The sequence below is a fragment of the uncultured Sphingobacterium sp. genome, from assembly GCF_964277905.1.
GTDB classification, from domain to species: Bacteria; Bacteroidota; Bacteroidia; order Sphingobacteriales; family Sphingobacteriaceae; genus Sphingobacterium; species Sphingobacterium siyangense.
The window spans coordinates 47362-66654 of sequence record NZ_CAXYKD010000043.1 but is presented as its reverse complement, the minus strand read 5'-3'; the positions used below and the strand labels follow the sequence as shown (position 1 = coordinate 66654).

Sequence of the window (19293 nt, the reverse complement as noted above, 5' to 3'; positions counted from 1 at the left end):
AGGGCAATATATAACAACTCCCCTATTTTGTTTAAATATTTTAATAATGAAAAGAAGTCTTCTCAGAATTGCCTTTTGGGGCACGTTATTACCATTTGTATCTTGTTCAGTTATGAAAGATTCAGCAAAATCAAATTCAGGCAATTTCCCTAAACTTAGTCTGGAAGCACATCGCGGCGGCCGCGGCCTATATCCTGAAGAGTCTATCGCTGCCATGAAAAATGCAATAGATCTGGCAAAGGTGACCACACTGGAAATGGATTGCCACATTACCAAAGACCGTAAGGTTGTTGTCTTTCATGACGACTATCTTAACCCAAAATTTGTATTGAAACCCAATGGCTCCGAAATTTCTGACAAAGATAAACCGCTGAGAATTTATGATATGCTTTATAAAGATCTGATTAAATACGATATCGGATCGAAATTTTACAAAGAGTTTCCTGAACAGAAAAAACAGGTTACGCGTATTGCAAAACTATCAGACCTTATTGACAGTACTGAAGCCTACGCAAGTGTAAAAAGGAAAGCGCCGATGTTTTATAATATCGAAGTGAAGAGTAAGGAAGATAAAGATGGTATTTTCCATCCAAGGGTAGAAGAATTTGTGGACCTAATGGTACAGGTGATCACTGATAAGAAAATTGCTTCACGAACCGTCATCCAATCGTTTGACAGTAGAGCTATTAAATATCTGCACAAAGCATATCCTCAAATCAAAGTTTCTTATCTTATTGATGCAAACTATACCAAAAGCGTTGAGCAAACAATTGCAGCTTTGGGCTTTACACCTTTTATTATAAGTCCGCACTATAAAATAGCTACACGCGATTTTATTACACAGTGCCATAAAGCGGATATCAAGGTTATTCCATGGACAGTCAATACAAAGGACGAGATAGAACAGCTGAAGGCTGTAAAGGTTGATGGAATTATTAGCGATTACCCCAATTTGTTTTAACAAACACCTTGCTTGTTTCGCTTAGAATGAAAAAAATTGAGCTCTAGTTCATCTCAATGCCAGGAGAAACCAAGCCACACCAAAGCAAAGCAGTTCGTTAATCACCTCAACTACTTTGCTTTGGTCTTGTTTTTTAATGCTTTTTCAATATATTCCCGCCCCTTTTGAACCAAAAATTCAGAGCGGTGATAATCCCAAAGGTTACAGATATTATAAGGAATATCCACCACCACATCGGGATGATATAAATCAACAATCATACGACTCATTTTCCTGCGCATCACATAGTACGAGGCTTGTAGAATATCCAAGGAATTCGAAGTCTTCGGATCCAGTTTTTTGATAACAGAATATTGTTTATCGGGTTTAGATTCCAGATTGACAGCAATGATTAAATTCTCTTTCTTGGTTACATGATTTATGGGCAATGGATTCAGTACACCACCGTCAACGTACACATGGTTCTCCTCCTCTACCGCTGTAAATACAGCTGGAATTGCAATCGAAGCCCGAATGGCATCATACATACTCCCAAAATCCAGCACAACCTCCTTTTCGTAGTTTAGATCTGTCGCAACGGCTTTAAACAAAATTGGAAAAGTCTCTATATTAGCATCGGGGATCACAGATTTCAAGGCGTTAAACACCTTGACCCCCTTCATCATTCCTAGTCCCTTCCAGCTAAAATCCATCATATTAAAGACCGATTTCTTCGTCAGGCGCTGCATCCAATCTTCGAGAACATCCATCTTCCCCTGCGCATAAATACCACCGACAAGTGCTCCTATTGAACAGCCTACCACCTCATCGATTTCAAAGCCCAGCTCTTCAAGCCGTCGAATAATACCAATATGCACAAGACCTCTTGCACCACCTCCGCCCAGGACAAGGGTAACTTTACGATTCAAAAAAGCTTTCTCCAACATAATTATACAAGTACATGAAACACTTGTTTACATCCAAGCAACAATGTAAACAGATAATCATCGTTATTATATGTATTTTTGATTACAATATACGCAGTAAAAAAAGAAATATGAAAATAGAAATTTGGTCGGACATTATTTGTCCATTTTGTTATATTGGCTTGACAAAGCTTGAATTGGCGCTTCAGCAATCCGCTAGTAAGCCTGCCGCTGAAATCATCTGGAAATCGTATCAGCTTAACCCCGACTATCCCGAAGATGCTCCAGCAATGCCAACCTACGATTACCTCGTTCAAACGAAAGGCATGAGCATGGACGATGTTGTTGCAATGACTTCACAACTCAGTGCGCAGGGAAAAGAGCTGGGAATTGACCTGAATTTTGAAAAAGCAATCGTTGTAAATACAAAAAAAGCTCATCGTCTGATCCATTTTGCCCAGGCACAGCAAAAAGGCACTCAGATCAAAAAAGCCTTATTTAAGGCTCATTTCACCGATGGTCTCGATGTAAATAACAACGAGGTTCTCATCGCTATAGCAACGCAAGAGCAGCTTTCCGCTCAGGAGGTGAAAAACTTATTGGAATCGGATGAATTTGCTTATGATGTTGCACAGGATATCCAAGAAGGTGTCAGCTTAGGACTCCGAGGTGTTCCTTTCTTTGTATTTGACAGAAAATACGCTATCCCCGGAGCACAGCCCATGGAAGTCTTTCACAATACAATAAATGAATGCCTGGCCAGTCAGCCTGCACCTCTTGAACGCAGAGGCGAAGAAGGCCCTTCATGTGATCCTGAAACAGGAAAATGTGAATAAAGAAAGAAAAAATTATTGTTTAATTTTACTATTTTCGCAAGCTTATAACGACAAACAAATTTGGTATAAATGCAGTTAACCAAACTAGAAATTAAAGGATTTAAGAGTTTCGGAGACAAGATCACGATCAACTTCAATGATGGTGTCACAGCGATTGTCGGTCCCAATGGATGCGGAAAGTCCAATGTGGTCGACGCCATACGCTGGGTACTGGGGGAACAAAGTACAAAGATGCTTCGCTCCGATAAAATGGAAAATATTATCTTCAATGGAACGAAAAATAGAAAGCCGGCAAACCTTGCAGAGGTTTCGCTGACCTTCAACAACAACAATAATATTTTACCAACGGAATTCTCTACAGTGACCGTCACCCGTAAGCTGTTTCGCAACGGCGATAGTGAATATCGATTGAATGATGTCAAATGTCGTTTAAAAGATATCACGGATCTGTTCCTGGATACCGGAGTTGGTGCCGACAGTTATTCGATCATCGAATTGAAAATGATTGATGAAATTATCAACAACAAAGATAATTCACGTCGCAACCTCTTTGAAGAAGCATCCGGAATCTCGAAGTATAAAGTTCGTAAAAAACAAACTTTAGCAAAGCTGAGAGATACTGAAGCCGATCTTTCCCGTGTGGATGACTTGCTTTACGAAATCACAAAGAATCTCAAATCATTAGAAAATCAAGCTAAAAAAGCTGAAAAATATACCTCCCTTAAAGCAGAATACCGCCAGAGCAGTATAGATTTGGCTTATTATAGAATTGCTGATTTTTCGACCGAATTAGAAAGACTTCAGACACAAGAATCCAAGGTTCAAAAAGATGCCGTCAATGCACAGCAAAATATTTTGAACGCGGAAACTGAACTCCAAATACTCCGCCAGACAAATTTGGAACAGGAAAAAAACCTTTCGGTACAGCAAAAAACAACACAGGAATTTGTCAATAAAATCCGAGGTTATGAATCGGAAAAGAAGATAAAAAACGAAAAAGTCAAAAATCTTCAAGATAAAGAAAACCGACTGAACCTCGATATCAACAGCGATAAACAACAGCTTAATCACGTCCTCTACACCATCAAACGACTGAATGAGGAATTGTTTGATGAGCAAAATAAACTCGATTCGTTAAAAATAAATCTTGAATCGGATAAAACCGAAGTCGACGAATTGAGAGGACAGCAACAGTCTGCAAAGGGAAAGCTCGATATTTTTAATAAGAGCAATGCTGAATTACAGGCAAAAATCTACAAATTAGAAAAAGATCTTGCGGTATTCACAATTCAGAAAGAAGCTCTTCTGCAAGAATCTGTTCGCAATAGTGTAGATACAGAAGCAAAAGAAGCCGAATTGCAGCAGTTCAATTCCTCTGTTATGGAATTGGACGGCCGTGTAGAAGCACAGCAGCTTCAGTACGATTCAGCAAACCAGCAGGAAGAAGAGCTCCAAGAACAGATTAATCAGTGCCAAGCAAACCTCGAGGAATTTAAGGCCCAGCTTGCCAAAGATCTCCGTCTGGTAGATGCCAAACAAAACGAATACAACCTCACGAAATCCCTTGTTGATAATTTAGAAGGTTTCCCCGATTCCATTCGCTTCCTCAAGAAAAATGCAGGCTGGAAAAAGCAGCCTCCACTCCTATCAGATGTCCTTTTCTGTCAGGAAGATTACCGTGTGGCTATTGAAAACTACCTAGAGCCTATTATGAACCATTATGTTGTCGAAACACAACAAGATGCCGTTCAGGCTATCCAACTATTGAGCGATGCAGCAAAAGGAAGAGCTAATTTCTTTGTTTTAGATGCCATAGTAGATTCCCCAAGCGCTGCCCCTGTACCAAATGACAATTTGATGTCTGCGTTAGATGTGATTAACGTAGATGAAAAGTACAAGACTTTATGTACGATGCTGCTCCAGCAGGTCTTCATCCTTAAACATGAAAATGAAAAGGAGCTTGATGAAAAGCTACCTGCTCTAGGACAGGTGATTCTACAAAAAAATGGACGTTATTCGAAACATCATTTGGGCCTTTCGGGTGGTTCGGTGGGATTATTTGAGGGCAAACGTATCGGAAGAGCGAAAAACCTGGAAGTGCTATCCCAAGAGATCAAAACCTTAAATCAGGAAATAGCAAAACTTGAAGATAAAATAACGGCCGAAACAGCTCGTTTGGATGCACTACGTGGCAATTCACAGAAAGAGTTAATCGATGAGCTGCGCTTTCAGCTCAATAGACTGAATAATGAATTAATTACCGTCAAAACAAAGCAAGAGCAATACCAAGCCTTCATCAATAACTCCCAGGCCCGTAAAAAAGATATTCAGGAGAAAATTGAAGGTATAGAATCGGATTTAAAAATTGCGGAGCCACAGCTTCAGGACCTCCGTCTGGAAAAAGAACAGAGTATAGCCGAATTATCGACTTTACAAGATCAGTTCCATGAAATATCTGAGGTACTTAACGAAAAATCAACCGCATACAATCAAGAGAATATCGCTTACCATCAACAGTTAAACAAAGTTTCCAATATCACAAAAGATCTCGAATTTAGAGAGACGCAGAAAGATGATCACGAAATCCGTGTGGAGCGAAACAGTGCAGAATTAGTTGAAGTGCAGGAAGCTTTAAGAACAACCATTCCATTTGAAGATGAAGAAGATCAGGATCTTATTGCCATGTATGAGCAGAAGATTGCCCTGGAAGATGGTCTCAAAGAATTGGAAGACGGCTACTATGCAGATAAGCAGAAAATCAATAACCTCGAAGATGCTCTGACACAGCAGCGTCGTTCAAAAGAACAGAGTGACTTTCTTGTTTCAGAGATCAAAGATAAAAAAACGGGTCTTCAGATCGACCTCAATGCCTTGAAAGAACGTCTTTCTGTTGAATTCAACGTTGAACTGAAAGACCTGATTGACCGTGAAGATGTGCCTGAGATCACAGAAGATCAGACGACATTGGCAACCAAATGCAGTAAACTCAAGAAACAGCTTGATGAATTTGGAACGATCAATCTAATGGCAAAAGAGGCTTTTGACGAGATGAATGAACGCTATGATTTCATTAACAAAGAGAAAGCTGATTTAATCGAAGCAAAAGGCTCATTGATGGCAACAATAAAAGAAATTGACGATACCGCTCAAGTTCAGTTCATGTTTACATTCGATGCCGTAAGGAATAACTTCGTCAAGGTATTCCGTTCGCTATTTAACGAAGAAGACAGCTGCGACCTGGTGCTCACAGACCCAAGCAATCCGCTGGATTCAGACATCGACATTATTGCAAGGCCAAAAGGGAAAAGACCGCTGTCTATCAATCAGCTTTCGGGTGGTGAAAAGACCTTGACTTCAACAGCCTTGTTATTCTCACTCTATCTTTCTAAACCGGCACCTTTTTGTATATTCGATGAGGTGGACGCTCCGTTGGATGATACTAATATTGATAAATTCAATAATATTATCCGGGATTTTTCCAAGAATTCACAATTTATCGTGGTCTCACACAATAAAAAAACGATAGCAAGTACAGACATCATCTATGGCGTAACCATGGTTGAACAAGGTGTATCCCGTGTAGTTGCAGTAGATCTAAGAGAAGTTGCTTAGTGAGCAACAAAATACACAATAAATAAGACGGACTCAGGGGATCTACACCCGGTCCGTCTTATTTATACAGATCAATTTAATTTCCTCTCGCCTTTAATGAAATTCTTTGCTTCAACATGCTGTGAATTTCCGTCAGCTTATTTCCTGTTGCAGATCAATATAAGGATAGACAGCAGACAGCTGATTCCCCCAAATAAATAGACCGACTGATAACCAAACGAGCCCGCGATCATTCCCGCCAATGGTCCTGCCAGTCCCAGCGACAAATCCACAAACGCAACATAAGCTCCAAGTGCTGTACCACGCATCTGCGGTGCAACTTTTTTTATGGCTAGCACACCCAAAGCCGGGAATACCAGGGAAAACCCTACACCTGTAAGTCCGCAGCCTATTATTGCAAGCATTTTGGATGTGGCAGTCCAGATCAGCGCTTGTCCCAGAACTTCGATAAACAATGATATCAAAGCTATTTTAAGACCGCCAAATCTATCTGGAAATGATGCAAAGAACACTCTGGTTAACACATAACATGTCCCAAAAACCATAAACGCCAATGAAGCCTCCCCCCAATTCATCGCCTTGAAGAACAAGGCAATGAAGGACGCAATACAGCCAAATGCCATGGAAGAGAATGCCAAGCTCAGCCCTTGTCCAGAAATCGCCCCTATCACCTTATAAAACGGTGTACGGATATGGTCTTTATCAATGGCTACGGCTGGCAGTTTTACCGTGGCAAGCCAGCTCATCATTGGCAATAATAACATAAGAAAACAGGCGGAAAGGTCTCCGGATACTCGTCCCAACCAAATACTTAGAGGGGCGCCGATAGCGATACCAGCATACATCGCAATACCGTTCCAGGTCATCACCTTTCCGGACTGCGCCGGTCCAACCAACCCGATGCCCCAAGTAAGCGCTCCTGTGACCAGAAAACTTTCTGCAATACCATGCATTACCCTGGCAAAAAGAAGCAATGCAAGCGCTGTACCGCTGCTAAATTGAAAAAAAACAGCTAAAACATAGGCTGATCCCGCTAGAACAGCTAAAATAGCGCCCGACATCTTGCTCTTCTTAGCACCCTTCGTATCGGTAATTTTACCCGAGTAAGCGCGTGTAAGAAGTGTCGCTAGCGATTGCAAACCAATAACCAAACCAATAATAAAACTGTCGTATCCTAATTTCTCCTCAACAAACTTTGGAAGTAGCCCCAAAGCAATTCCAATAGTTAAATAGACTCCAAATACCGATACAATAATGGGAATTATGGCTTTGTAGAAACCAATTGTTTGTCCTTTTTCTAAAATTACACTCATAAATTTTTTGTTTAAATATATTTCGAGTGCAAATATGCCGCGGATCAAAAAGCTAAACATTGACTCAAGTCAAAAAAAGAGTCTGCAAGTCAAAAAAGGATGCTGAAAAATAAAAAGCCCAGAGTGGGGAACTCTGAGCTTTCGTTAGCCATATATTAACCTATTTTATGAAAAGTATTTGTAATGAAAACGCCACATTTTTGAATTCATTATAACAAGAATAGTCATTTAACATTTTTTAACGTTTAGAAGAGGTTAATATTAAACTCTATTTGAGCGTGGCAAAAACCATAATTTTTCGTGTTCTCGTCAGGGATCCTCCGATCCTGTTCACAAAAAAAGCTCGAAGTGGGGAACTCCGAGCTAACCTAACCAATTATTAACCTAAATTTATGAAAAGTCTAATTTATACAAACAGCCTCTTTCGCTGTTTTGAATATTAAACGTAAACCATAAGCTTATTATTACGCAGCTCTTACGGATTTATTTGAAATTTGACATTTTTTAACAATTCAATAAGTAACTTTAGGAAAACGAACATATAAATAAATATCATATGGCAGAGTACGATTTAAATGAACTTCAGAAGATCCACGAAAACAAAGATGTTTTAAACTATCTGGAACAACATGGCATTCTGGAAATAAAAAAATTCAATGATGTTTACGATTATGAGAAAGAACTTTACGAGCTTCAAGTCAAGCTCTTAAAGCTTCAATATGAAATCATTGAAAAAGGGAAACGGGTCCTTATTATTTTTGAAGGTAGGGACGCTGCGGGTAAAGGTGGTACAATAGGCCGCATAACCCAATACCTAAATCCCAAAAAGGTACGCGTTGTTGCATTGCCCAAACCAACCGAAGAGGAAGCCGGACAATGGTATTTTCAACGATATATCAAACAGCTCCCTAATGCCGGCGAAATTGTGATTTTTGACCGTAGCTGGTATAACAGAGCTGTTGTTGAACCTGTATTTGGATTTTGCTCCAAGGAGCAACATGAGCTGTTTATGAACCAGGTCCCTGAATTTGAGAAGCAGTTAATCGACGATGGCATCATCCTTATCAAATTATTCCTTAACGTCAGCAAAGAAGAGCAAGCCGAAAGGTTAAAAGAGCGAAAAGAAGATATCCTAAAACAATGGAAAATCGGTGTGCTAGACCAGCAGGCCCAGGAGAAATGGGATGTATATACGGGCTATATTGAGGATTTATTTAAAAAGACAAGTACAAAAAAATCGCCTTGGCTAGAAATCACGAAAGATAATAAGAAAAAGGCTCGCCTGGCGTCCTTCAAACTTATTATCAATGCTCTTGTTGGAAGTGAACAGGAAAAAATAGATTCTTTCGTCACAAAACACGATTAAAGGTCTGTCGATTAGGAAAGGTACAATTATAACAAACAGGAGGAAAAGTATTTCCTCCTGTTTGTTATAATGGCAGAACGAATTAGGACACCAGAACTGTAGTTTCTATTTTAGGTCCTGCTGCGTGCACCGAAGGTGGCATCTCATTATTGAATTTTTCAAAATTCGAAATAAACACCTTCGCCAGGCGTTTTGCCTGCATGTCATAAGCCTCGTCATTGTTCCATAAGCCTCGCGCATCTAAAATTTGTGCAGGAACATGCTCTCCACAGCTCGTCGGATACTCCAGTCCAAAAATATTGTGCTTGTTGAAGTGAGACTCGAGCAGTGAGCCATCCATTGCTGCTCGAATTAGCGATCGCGTATAATTTAGCTTAATACGTCTGCCTATTCCGTAAGGACCGGCAATCCAGCCCGTGTTCACTAGCCAAACTTTGATATTGCGATTTTGCTCTAGTTTTGAACGCAGCAAAGCCGCATATTTTGAAGGATGAAGCGGCAAAAATGCCTGTCCAAAACAGGTTGAAAATGCTGCTGTAGGCTCCTTTACCCCTACCTCTGTACCCGCAACCTTTGCTGTATAACCACTAACGAAATGATATACTGCCTGATCGATGGTCAACAATGAAATGGGAGGAAGTACACCAAAAGCATCTGCCGTCAGGAAAAAAATATTTTCAGGTTCACGACCAATACCGCTCATTTCCGCATTTTCCATGAAATCTATTGGATAGGATACGCGGGTATTTTCCGTCTTGCTAATATCGTTGTAATCAGGTCGATCAAATTCATCCAAAACAACATTTTCAAGCAGAGCCCCAAAACGAATTGCGTGAAAAATCTCAGGCTCTTTGTCCTCCGATAAACCTACACATTTGGCATAGCAGCCACCTTCGAAATTGAATATTCCCTTTTCGCTCCATCCATGCTCGTCATCACCGATCAACTTTCTATTTCTATCAGCTGACAAGGTCGTCTTCCCTGTACCCGAAAGTCCAAAAAACAAAGCAGTCTCCCCTTCTTTCGAAGTATTCGCCGAACAGTGCATAGAAAGCACATTATGCTGGAATGGCAAAATAAAGTTCAATATTGAAAAAATGCTCTTTTTAATCTCCCCTGTATAACCGGTCCCTGCAATCAGTACTATCTTTTTTGTAAAATCAATCGCGACAAAATTTTCGTTGATAATGCCATATTGATGCGGCTCTTCGATAAGCAGCGTCGGGGCAGCTAAAATCGACCAGGCAGGCTGAGCATCCAAATTTGGTTCCGGCCGCAGAAACAGGTTATTGGCAAATATACTTTGATAAGCTGTCTCCGTAACAACACGCAAATCTATTTGATAAGCTGGGTCAGCCCCTGCAGCACAATCTCTTACATAGATGATTTTATTACTTAAGTGAGCAGCTACTTTCGAAAATAGTGCTTCAAAATTAGCCGGAGACATCCGTTGATTGATTTCTCCCCACCAAACGCTATCTTTTGTTAAAGAATCTTCGACCAGAAACCGATCTTTTGGCGATCTCCCAGTAAATTTTCCCGTATCAGCAGCGAGTGCTCCCGTATCAGAAAGTCGACCTTCGTGATTTGCTAAGGCATGTTCGACCAATTCAGAAACAGGCAATTGATAAAATACATTTCTTGTACTATCAATTTTTAAATATTTCAAATCAGGCGCGTTTCCAATGTTACCCTTTTTCATATTTTTTGTTTGTTTTAAAATGTGCCCAAATTTAAAGGCATTTTTCGCTAAAAACAAAACTTAATCATCTAAAAATCAAGCTTATTGTACAAAAAACACAAAAACAAACAACTCATTAACAACAACTTACGCAAGTAAAAAAAAATAAACTTTTTAGCATATTTTTTTAGCACACCAATTTATCACTATCAAAAAATATCACGTATTTTTCGTAAATTGTTCCAACCTTTACAAATATTAATAAGGTAAAAAAAACAGACAGTGTAACGTCCATCAGCCATTGATCATTGAAAGTGGTAGCAATCTCCAGGCCGACGGACTAACATGAGTAAAGATAAAGAGATGAAATAGCTACAATTGTAGCACGAACACGGAAGAGCACAGGGTGGCTTTCATGCTATCTGACAAATAATTGCTTGTGCTTAAAATAAACTGGATATGCTATATAACCATTAAAAGACACATAATCTGCGAATGAAATTACATGCTATAGAAACGGGATTTTTTAAACTCGATGGCGGTGCAATGTTTGGCGTTGTTCCAAAGAGTATCTGGAACAAAACAAACCCTGCCGACTCAAACAATATGTGTACCTGGGGAAACCGCCTGCTCCTCATCGAGGACAGTAATCGATTAATGCTGGTCGATACAGGACTGGGAGACAAACAAAACGAAAAATTCTTCAGCTATTATTATCTTCACGGCGATGCAACGCTGGATAAATCATTAAAAAATATTGGATTTGACAGAAGTGATATCACCGATGTCATCCTTACACACCTACACTTTGACCATTGCGGCGGCGCTATAGTCCGCGAAGGTGAACAGCTGGTTCCGGCTTTTAAAAATGCTCATTTTTGGAGCAATAGTGACCATTGGTCTTGGGCGACCGATCCTAACCCGCGCGAAAAAGCTTCTTTCTTAAAAGAGAACATTTTACCGATACAGGAAAGTGGACAATTAAAATTTGTCGAAGATCATAAGAATCCTTTTGGAAACAATATCGCTGTCCGTTATGCACACGGCCATACAGAAGCTATGATGTTGCCACAGATACAGTATAAAGGCAAAACAATCCTCTATATGGCGGACCTATTGCCTTCGGTGGGACATATTCCCATTCCTTATGTTATGGGTTATGATGTCAGACCCCTCGTGACCATGGAGGAACGCAACAGCTATTGGAATGAGATCGTCGATAATGAATACATCTTATTTTTCGAACACGATCCCATACATGAATGCTGTACACTTCAACGTACTGAAAAAGGTATCCGGGTAAAGGATATTTTCAAACTGGGCGAGATTTAGCTGGTCTTTTTAAAGAAGATCAAATAGGATATGAAAAAGGATAAAAAAAAGGCTACTTTGAATGTAGCCTTTTTTTTCATGAATATGTTTAGAATCTAAAGCCCAAAGCCCAATAATTCTCAAAAAACCATATTTGTTGGGATGCTTTATCTACCCCTCTTCTTCCTGTTGTACGAATGTTTGTTAAATCAGTCCAGCCCGTTTTGAAGTTCCCCTGAAGATAGAGTCCTTTATAAAAACGGTAGTGCAAACCTACTTTTGCCGAAGCACCATAACCCGCAATGTTCCAAAAGTGGTTGGCCCCTTCGCCAAAAAGATGCACGTCGGAACGAGGAATCAATAGACCTACATCCACACCAGATTCCATTGTCAGCACCTGTTGACCTTTGCGATTATTGATGATGTCATCATAACGCTCCAAACCTACTGAGGCAAAGTTATAACCATCTGTATGCTCAAATGTCAGCATGGCAGAGTCTACAGTAATCAATTCACCGTTATATTGACCGGCGCGGTTTCCCGTCGGGATACCAGGATTAGAAATCTCTTCACCGATAAAACCGGAAATTTTCACCTGCTGCGGAATATCGACCACATATTTCATATGATCCCATCCCAATGAAATGGAGTAATTATCCTTGATATAATAACCAAAGTGTAGATTAAATTGTGGAATAGTTAACCGGCTTGGATCAAAATACGTCGAACCAAATTTAGTTGGCCTGTCACCCGCTTTTACATCATGGAGTATAAAGTCATAATTAGGACCCGTAAAATGAATATCTGATTTCGCGTAAGAAGAGAAGTTGTACCCCCAAAAGAAGAAGAATTTGCCCTTGTTACTTTCTGTTCTCAAATTTTTCGGTTTGAAAATGCTTTTTCCTATCTCAGGATTTTCTTGGGCAAATAAGGCAGAAACACTTAATGCAAGTGCTCCAATCGTTAAAAATATTTTTCTCATATCGGTGCTAAAAACGTTGGGCAAAAGTACCCGCATTCTATTTTATAAGCAAATAAAATCAATGGAAATTGGAAAAATATGACGAAGATCACAGAAATGTCATTCCACGCCAGAAACAAAAAAAGCTGCCTTCAAGGAAAGCAGCTTTTCATTTATTTTATTTCCAAGGAATTGTTACCCTTGATTTTTACGAATGATATTCAAAGCCCCACCAGCTTTAAACCATTCAATTTGTTGCGCATTGTAGGTATGGTTCGCCAAAATCTCTTCTTGCGTTCCGTCTGCATGATGTAATACAAGTGTTAAAGGCTTACCTGGTGCAAATGTTGTCAAGCCGATAATATCAATGGTATCATTTTCCTGAATCTTGTTATAATCGTCTTTGTTTACAAAAGTTAATCCCAACATACCTTGTTTTTTCAAGTTCGTTTCGTGAATACGTGCGAAAGATTTAACTAAAACAGCACGAACACCCAAATGACGAGGTTCCATCGCAGCATGCTCGCGGGAAGAACCTTCACCGTAGTTTTCATCACCGACTACAATTGAACCAATACCGTGTGCTTTATAGTCCCGCTGTGTTGCAGGAACAGGACCATATTCGCCTGTGAGTTGATTTTTAACGCTATCAGTCTTCTCATTGAAGAAATTCAAAGCGCCAATCAACATGTTGTTTGAAATATTATCTAAGTGACCACGGTATTTCAACCAAGGACCAGCCATTGAAATATGGTCAGTAGTACATTTACCTTTTGCCTTAATCAATAATTTCAACCCTTTCAAATCCGTACCTTCCCATGGCGCAAAAGGCTCCAACAGTTGAAGACGATCAGAAGTAGGAGCTACATCAACCTCCACCGAACTACCATCAGCCGCAGGTGCTTGATATCCAGGATCATCTACCGCAAAGCCTTTCGTTGGCAACTCATCCCCTACAGGTGGATCTAGCTTCACTTGTTCACCTTTATTGTTTGTCAAGGTATCAGTTACCGGATTGAAGCCCAAATCACCGGAAATCGCGATTGCAGCTACCAATTCTGGCGATGCAACAAATGCATAAGTATTTGGATTGCCATCTGCACGTTTTGCAAAGTTACGATTGAAAGAATGAACGATTGTATTTTTCTCTTGTTTGTCGGCACCTACACGATCCCACATACCGATACAAGGACCACATGCATTGGTAAAAATTGTCGCATTGAGGTCTTCAAAAGTTTTCAGCAAACCATCACGATCAGCCGTAAAACGTACTTGCTCTGACCCTGGGTTAATACCAAATTCAGCTTTTGTAATCAATCCTTTATCAACTGCTTGTTTTGCAATGGAGGCAGCACGGGATAAATCTTCATAAGAAGAGTTTGTACACGAACCGATCAATCCCCATTCCACTTGCAATGGCCAGCCATTCTTTTCAGCTTCTTCGCGCATGCGTGAAACTGGTGTATACAAATCTGGAGTAAAAGGACCATTTAGAGAAGGCTCCAGCTCAGATAGATTGATTTCTATTAACTGATCGAAATACTGCTCAGGATTAGCATAAACTTCGGCATCCGCTGTCAAGTGCTCTTTAATCACATTTGCCGCATCCGCCACTTCCGCACGACCGGTAGCACGTAAATAACGCTCCATGGATTCGTCGTACCCAAAAGTTGAGGTTGTCGCACCAATTTCAGCGCCCATGTTACAGATTGTTCCTTTTCCTGTACAAGATAAAGACTCCGCACCTTCGCCAAAATACTCAACGATAGCACCTGTCCCGCCTTTTACAGTCAAGATACCTGCAACTTTCAAGATCACGTCTTTTGCTGCAGCCCATCCGCTGAGCTTACCCGTCAATTTTACACCGATCAGCTTAGGAAATTTAAGCTCCCAAGGCAAACCTGCCATGACATCACAAGCATCAGCACCACCCACACCGATCGCAACCATACCTAAACCACCGGCGTTCACCGTATGCGAGTCTGTTCCGATCATCATACCGCCTGGAAAAGCATAGTTTTCCAAAACAACCTGGTGAATAATACCTGCTCCGGGTTTCCAGAAACCGATACCATATTTATTGGACACAGAACTCAAAAAGTTAAATACTTCAGAGCTTTCGTTTTTAGCTCGTGCTAAATCTTTGTCTGCTCCTTCTTTCGCCTGAATCAAGTGATCACAGTGTACAGTAGAAGGAACTGCCACCTTTGGACGACCCGCTTGCATAAATTGCAATAATGCCATCTGTGCAGTTGCATCCTGCATAGCAACGCGATCTGGAGCAAAGTCGACATAAGAAACGCCACGTTTGTAATCTTCAGTAGCATTGCCATCCCAAAGGTGGGCATACAAAATTTTCTCAGATAAAGTCAAAGGTTTGTTAACCACTTGACGAGCCGCAGTAATGCGCTCGTCATATTGGCTATAGACCTTTTTAATCATATCTATATCAAAAGCCATATCTCTCTAATTTATGTTGTTTAATTAAGTTACTAAACCCTAATCACTCATTATTTTGTTGGAATAGGCGCAAACTTTGTTAAGTTAATGCCTTCCACAGCAGCTTTATATTCTTCGATATTCGGAATACGGCCCAAGATCGCTGAAAGAACAACAACTGGAGTTGATGCTAATAAAGACTCCCCTTTTTTACCATCCCTGTCTTCAACAACACGTCCTTGGAACAAGCGCGTTGAAGTAGCCATTACCGTGTCACCTTTAGCTGCTTTTTCCTGGTTACCCATACAAAGGTTACAACCAGGGCGTTCCAAGTACATAATGTTCTCGTATTCAGTACGTGCAGTACTTTTTGGTAAAGCATCGCTAAATTCAAATCCAGAGTATTTTTGTAAGAATTCCCAATCGCCTTCAGCTTTCAGTTCATCAATGATATTGTACGTTGGAGCTGCAACGACCAAAGGAGCTTCAAATGTAACGACACCTTTTTGCTGTTCAATGTTTTTCAACATCTTCGATACAATTTTCAAATCGTCTTTGTGAACCATACAAGAACCGACGAAACCTAAGTCTACCTTTTTGTTTCCACCATAGTACGAAAGGTCGCGAATTGTATCGTGCGTATAACGTTTGGAAACATCTGCATTATTCACATCCGGGTCAGCAATCATTGGTTCTTCAATGATATCCAGATCAATAACAACTTCTGCATAATATTTCGCATTGGTATCTGGAGTTAAAGCAGGCTTAGCACCAGATTTAATTTCCTCAATACGTTTATTCGCCTTGTCAATTAAGCCTTGCAAAACGTTGTTTTTGTTTTCCATGCCTTTATCGATCATAATCTGGATACGGTTTTTAGCGATCTCCAATGATTCGATCAATGTATTATCCTGTGAAATACAAATAGAAGCTTTCGCCTTCATTTCTGCAGTCCAGTCAGTAAAAGTAAATGCCTGATCGGCTAAAAGCGTTCCGATATGAACTTCAATAATTCTGCCTTGGAAAACGTTCTCGCCAGCAAATTGCTGCAGCATCTGTGCTTGTGTAGCATGAACCACATCACGGAAATCCATGTGTTCTTTCATACTGCCTTTAAATGTAACTTTTACCGATTCTGGGATTGGCATAGAAGCTTCACCTGTCGCTAAAGCTAGCGCCACCGTACCAGAGTCAGCACCAAAAGCAACACCTTTAGACATACGGGTATGTGAATCACCTCCGATAATGATCGCCCATTCATCAATTGTAATATCATTTAATACCTTATGAATAACGTCTGTCATCGAATGGTATACACCTTGAGGGTCACGAGCTGTGATCAATCCAAAGTCATTCATAAATTTCATCAGTTTTGGAATATTCGCTTGTGCTTTTTTATCCCAAACCGATGCCGTATGACAACCCGATTGATAAGCGCCGTCTACAGTAGGTGCAATTACAGTCGCAGCCATTGCTTCAAGCTCCTGCGCTGTCATCAAACCTGTTGTATCCTGAGAACCAACAATATTTACTTTAACGCGAACGTCAGAACCGGCATGTAACACTTTACCTGGAGTTACACCAACCGCATTTTTATTAAAAATTTTCTCTACAGCAGTCAAACCTTGTCCTTCAATCGTGATTTCTTTTGATGGAGCAAACACTGTAGGTGCCTGAATTCCCAGCGTAGCAGCAGCAAAAGTCTGGATCTTTTTACCGAAAACGATCGCATAAGAACCACCCGCTTTGATAAATTCCATTTTTTGTGGAGTCAAAGCTTTGGAAATATCGATCAGCTCCTGCTCGCCATTATATAATTTTTTAGTCTTAGTATTGATTGTTAAGACAGTACCTGTAGCGACAGAATAAGCTTCTTCAAGGATTGGCTCATTTTTCTCGTTACGGATTACGTTGCCATTTTCATCCACTTTCTTCACCCAGTTTTTAAGGTCTATACCGATACCTCCGGTCACATCCACTGTGGTCAAGAAAATAGGTGAGATACCATTCGTACCGCCTACAATTGGTGCGATGTTCACAAAAGGAACATAAGGACTCGCTTGTTTACCCGTCCATAATGCAACGTTGTTGACACCCGACATACGAGATGACCCCACACCCATTGTTCCCTTCTCAGCAATTAACATGACACTTTTACCAGGATGTTGCGCCTGTAACTCAACGATATGTTGCTGTGCTTCAGGTGTGATCATACATTTTCCATGTAATTCACGATCTGAACGCGAGTGCGCCTGGTTACCTGGCGACAATAAATCTGTCGAGATATCACCTTCACCAGCGATAAAAGTAATCACCTGAATTTCCTCAGCAACCTCAGGCAGTTTTGTGAAAAACTCTGCTTTTGCGTAGCTTTCTAAAATATCTTTTGCAACCTCATTGCCCTGTTCAAAAGCTTCTTTCAAACGAGCGGTATCCGCGTCATATAAGAAAACTTGTGTTTTAAGAACCTCAGCCGCCTGTTTTGCAATAGCTAGGTCTGTACCCAAAGCCAGGTCCAATAAAACCTTGATTGAAGGACCACCCTTCATATGTGACAACAATTCAAAAGCGAAATCAGGTGTAATTTCAGCAACAACTGATTCACCCAAAACAATTTCCTTTAGGAATTGTGCTTTAACACCCGCTGCAGGCGTAGTGCCCGGCAACGTATTGTAAATAAACAATCTTAAAGATTCAGCTCTATTTTCATTGTTTAAATCTTTAATCTGGGCAATTACCTCACTTAGTAATTCTGCTCCGTCAATAGGCTTAGGATGTAATCCTTGGCCTTCTCGTTCTACAACCTCTTGTACGTAATCGTTGTAAATACTCATAGATATCTATCTTTCTATTTTATGGGCAGCATAAAAACACCTATGTCTTTCTACACTACCATGTCTGTAATATAATTAAGCTAATACGCCATCTATCAGGCCCTCCCTGACAAATCACAAATTAGCCCTTCCACTTCATGTTTTGAAGCTGATCTATTTGTCGTAAATCAACTTGTATGACTAATTACAAAAATAGTGAAAATCCAACTTTAAACGCATGCATTCCATTTATTTAAATCAATTTGGAATTGTTCTAAACAGTATTTATGCAATCCTGCCATCTTTTTTTGAAATCCGCTATATTGTATTTATTTCTTTCAAAAAAAAAGGTGATTTATATTATTAAATCACCTTTTTTTTTATATACTTTCTACAGTTATATCAATGTCTTTTAATGCTTTCACGGTTTCCAGAGGATCTGTCGCGTTGAATACAAATGAACCTGCCACCAGCACATCTGCTCCGGCTTTCAATAACTGTGCTGCATTCGCAGTCGTTACTCCCCCATCGATTTCAATCAGCAGACCATCATTCACTCCCTGTGCCATGGTCCTTAGTTCCTGTACCTTGGCATAGGTATTTGGAATAAATTTCTGACCGCCGAACCCTGGATTAACCGACATAATACAAACCAAGTCGAGATCCGCAAGAACATCTTTTAAAAGTGCGACTGGCGTATGTGGATTCAATGCAACGCCTGCCTTACAGCCCAATTCTTTAATAGCAGCCAGTGTACGATGCAAATGTGTACAGGCCTCGTAGTGCACGGTAATGATTGCTGCACCCGAGTCTTTACATACCTGCAGATAACGGTCTGGATCAACAATCATCAAATGTACATCCAAAGGTTTAGCAGCATGTTTTGCAATAGCCTGCATAACTGGGAATCCAAAAGAGATATTTGGAACGAAAACACCGTCCATAATATCAATATGAAACCAATCTGCCTCACTGTTGTTTACCATGATGATATCATCGTATAATTTTGCAAAGTCTGCAGCAAGAACGGATGGTGCAATTAGATGTGATTTTGTTGACATGTTGTATTTTTTTTGCAAAGATAACAAGTATTTT

12 protein-coding genes are annotated in these 19293 nt (G+C 40.2%); 5 read left to right on the top strand and 7 right to left on the bottom strand.

Annotated features, from left to right (window positions below):
* Positions 1-46 precede the first annotated feature (46 nt).
* Positions 47-961, top strand: a complete 915-nt coding sequence (locus tag ACHWSC_RS18720) for a glycerophosphodiester phosphodiesterase family protein (protein ID WP_120334122.1) — start codon at positions 47-49, stop codon at positions 959-961.
* A gap of 110 nt (positions 962-1071) precedes the next feature.
* On the opposite strand, the gene ACHWSC_RS18715 is transcribed toward ACHWSC_RS18720, so the two are convergent.
* Entirely contained in the window at positions 1072-1887 is an 816-nt protein-coding gene (locus ACHWSC_RS18715; protein WP_145326870.1) for a patatin-like phospholipase family protein, read from the bottom strand.
* 110 nt (positions 1888-1997) lie between these two features.
* Between ACHWSC_RS18715 and ACHWSC_RS18710 the strand changes: the two genes are divergently transcribed.
* The gene (locus tag ACHWSC_RS18710) at positions 1998-2702 is read left to right on the top strand and encodes a DsbA family oxidoreductase (protein WP_394677770.1); all 705 of its coding nucleotides are present in this window, start codon (positions 1998-2000) and stop codon (positions 2700-2702) included.
* A 69-nt stretch (positions 2703-2771) separates the two neighbouring features.
* On the top strand, positions 2772-6314 hold the full coding sequence (gene smc / locus ACHWSC_RS18705) for a chromosome segregation protein SMC (protein ID WP_394677769.1): 3543 nt from the start codon (positions 2772-2774) through the stop codon (positions 6312-6314).
* A gap of 137 nt (positions 6315-6451) precedes the next feature.
* Here the strand turns inward: smc and ACHWSC_RS18700 are convergent, their stop codons facing one another.
* On the bottom strand, positions 6452-7627 hold the full coding sequence (locus ACHWSC_RS18700) for an MFS transporter (RefSeq protein ID WP_394677768.1): 1176 nt from the start codon (positions 7625-7627) through the stop codon (positions 6452-6454).
* Positions 7628-8183: 556 nt separating this feature from the next.
* Between ACHWSC_RS18700 and ppk2 the strand changes: the two genes are divergently transcribed.
* Positions 8184-8993: a polyphosphate kinase 2 gene (gene ppk2, locus ACHWSC_RS18695; protein WP_120334118.1), complete on the top strand. Its 810-nt coding sequence runs from the start codon at positions 8184-8186 to the stop codon at positions 8991-8993.
* 82 nt (positions 8994-9075) lie between these two features.
* On the opposite strand, the gene pckA is transcribed toward ppk2, so the two are convergent.
* A complete protein-coding gene (pckA, locus tag ACHWSC_RS18690; protein ID WP_394677767.1) occupies positions 9076-10695 on the bottom strand; it encodes a phosphoenolpyruvate carboxykinase (ATP) in 1620 nt (539 codons plus the stop codon).
* A gap of 474 nt (positions 10696-11169) precedes the next feature.
* On the opposite strand from pckA, the gene ACHWSC_RS18685 reads away from it, so the two are divergent.
* Positions 11170-12006, top strand: a complete 837-nt coding sequence (locus ACHWSC_RS18685; RefSeq protein ID WP_394677766.1) for an MBL fold metallo-hydrolase — start codon at positions 11170-11172, stop codon at positions 12004-12006.
* A gap of 88 nt (positions 12007-12094) precedes the next feature.
* Here the strand turns inward: ACHWSC_RS18685 and ACHWSC_RS18680 are convergent, their stop codons facing one another.
* The 4 genes from ACHWSC_RS18680 to rpe all read right to left on the bottom strand — a co-directional run bounded on the left by ACHWSC_RS18680 (position 12095) and on the right by rpe (position 19259).
* Positions 12095-12967, bottom strand: coding sequence for a hypothetical protein (locus ACHWSC_RS18680; protein ID WP_046672928.1), 873 nt, complete (start codon positions 12965-12967; stop codon positions 12095-12097).
* Positions 12968-13141: 174 nt separating this feature from the next.
* The gene (locus ACHWSC_RS18675; protein ID WP_394677765.1) at positions 13142-15406 is read right to left on the bottom strand and encodes an aconitate hydratase; all 2265 of its coding nucleotides are present in this window, start codon (positions 15404-15406) and stop codon (positions 13142-13144) included.
* 50 nt (positions 15407-15456) lie between these two features.
* Entirely contained in the window at positions 15457-18219 is a 2763-nt protein-coding gene (locus ACHWSC_RS18670) for a bifunctional aconitate hydratase 2/2-methylisocitrate dehydratase (protein WP_120334116.1), read from the bottom strand.
* 359 nt (positions 18220-18578) lie between these two features.
* Positions 18579-19259: a ribulose-phosphate 3-epimerase gene (gene rpe, locus ACHWSC_RS18665; protein WP_201671535.1), complete on the bottom strand. Its 681-nt coding sequence runs from the start codon at positions 19257-19259 to the stop codon at positions 18579-18581.
* Positions 19260-19293: the final 34 nt, after the last annotated feature.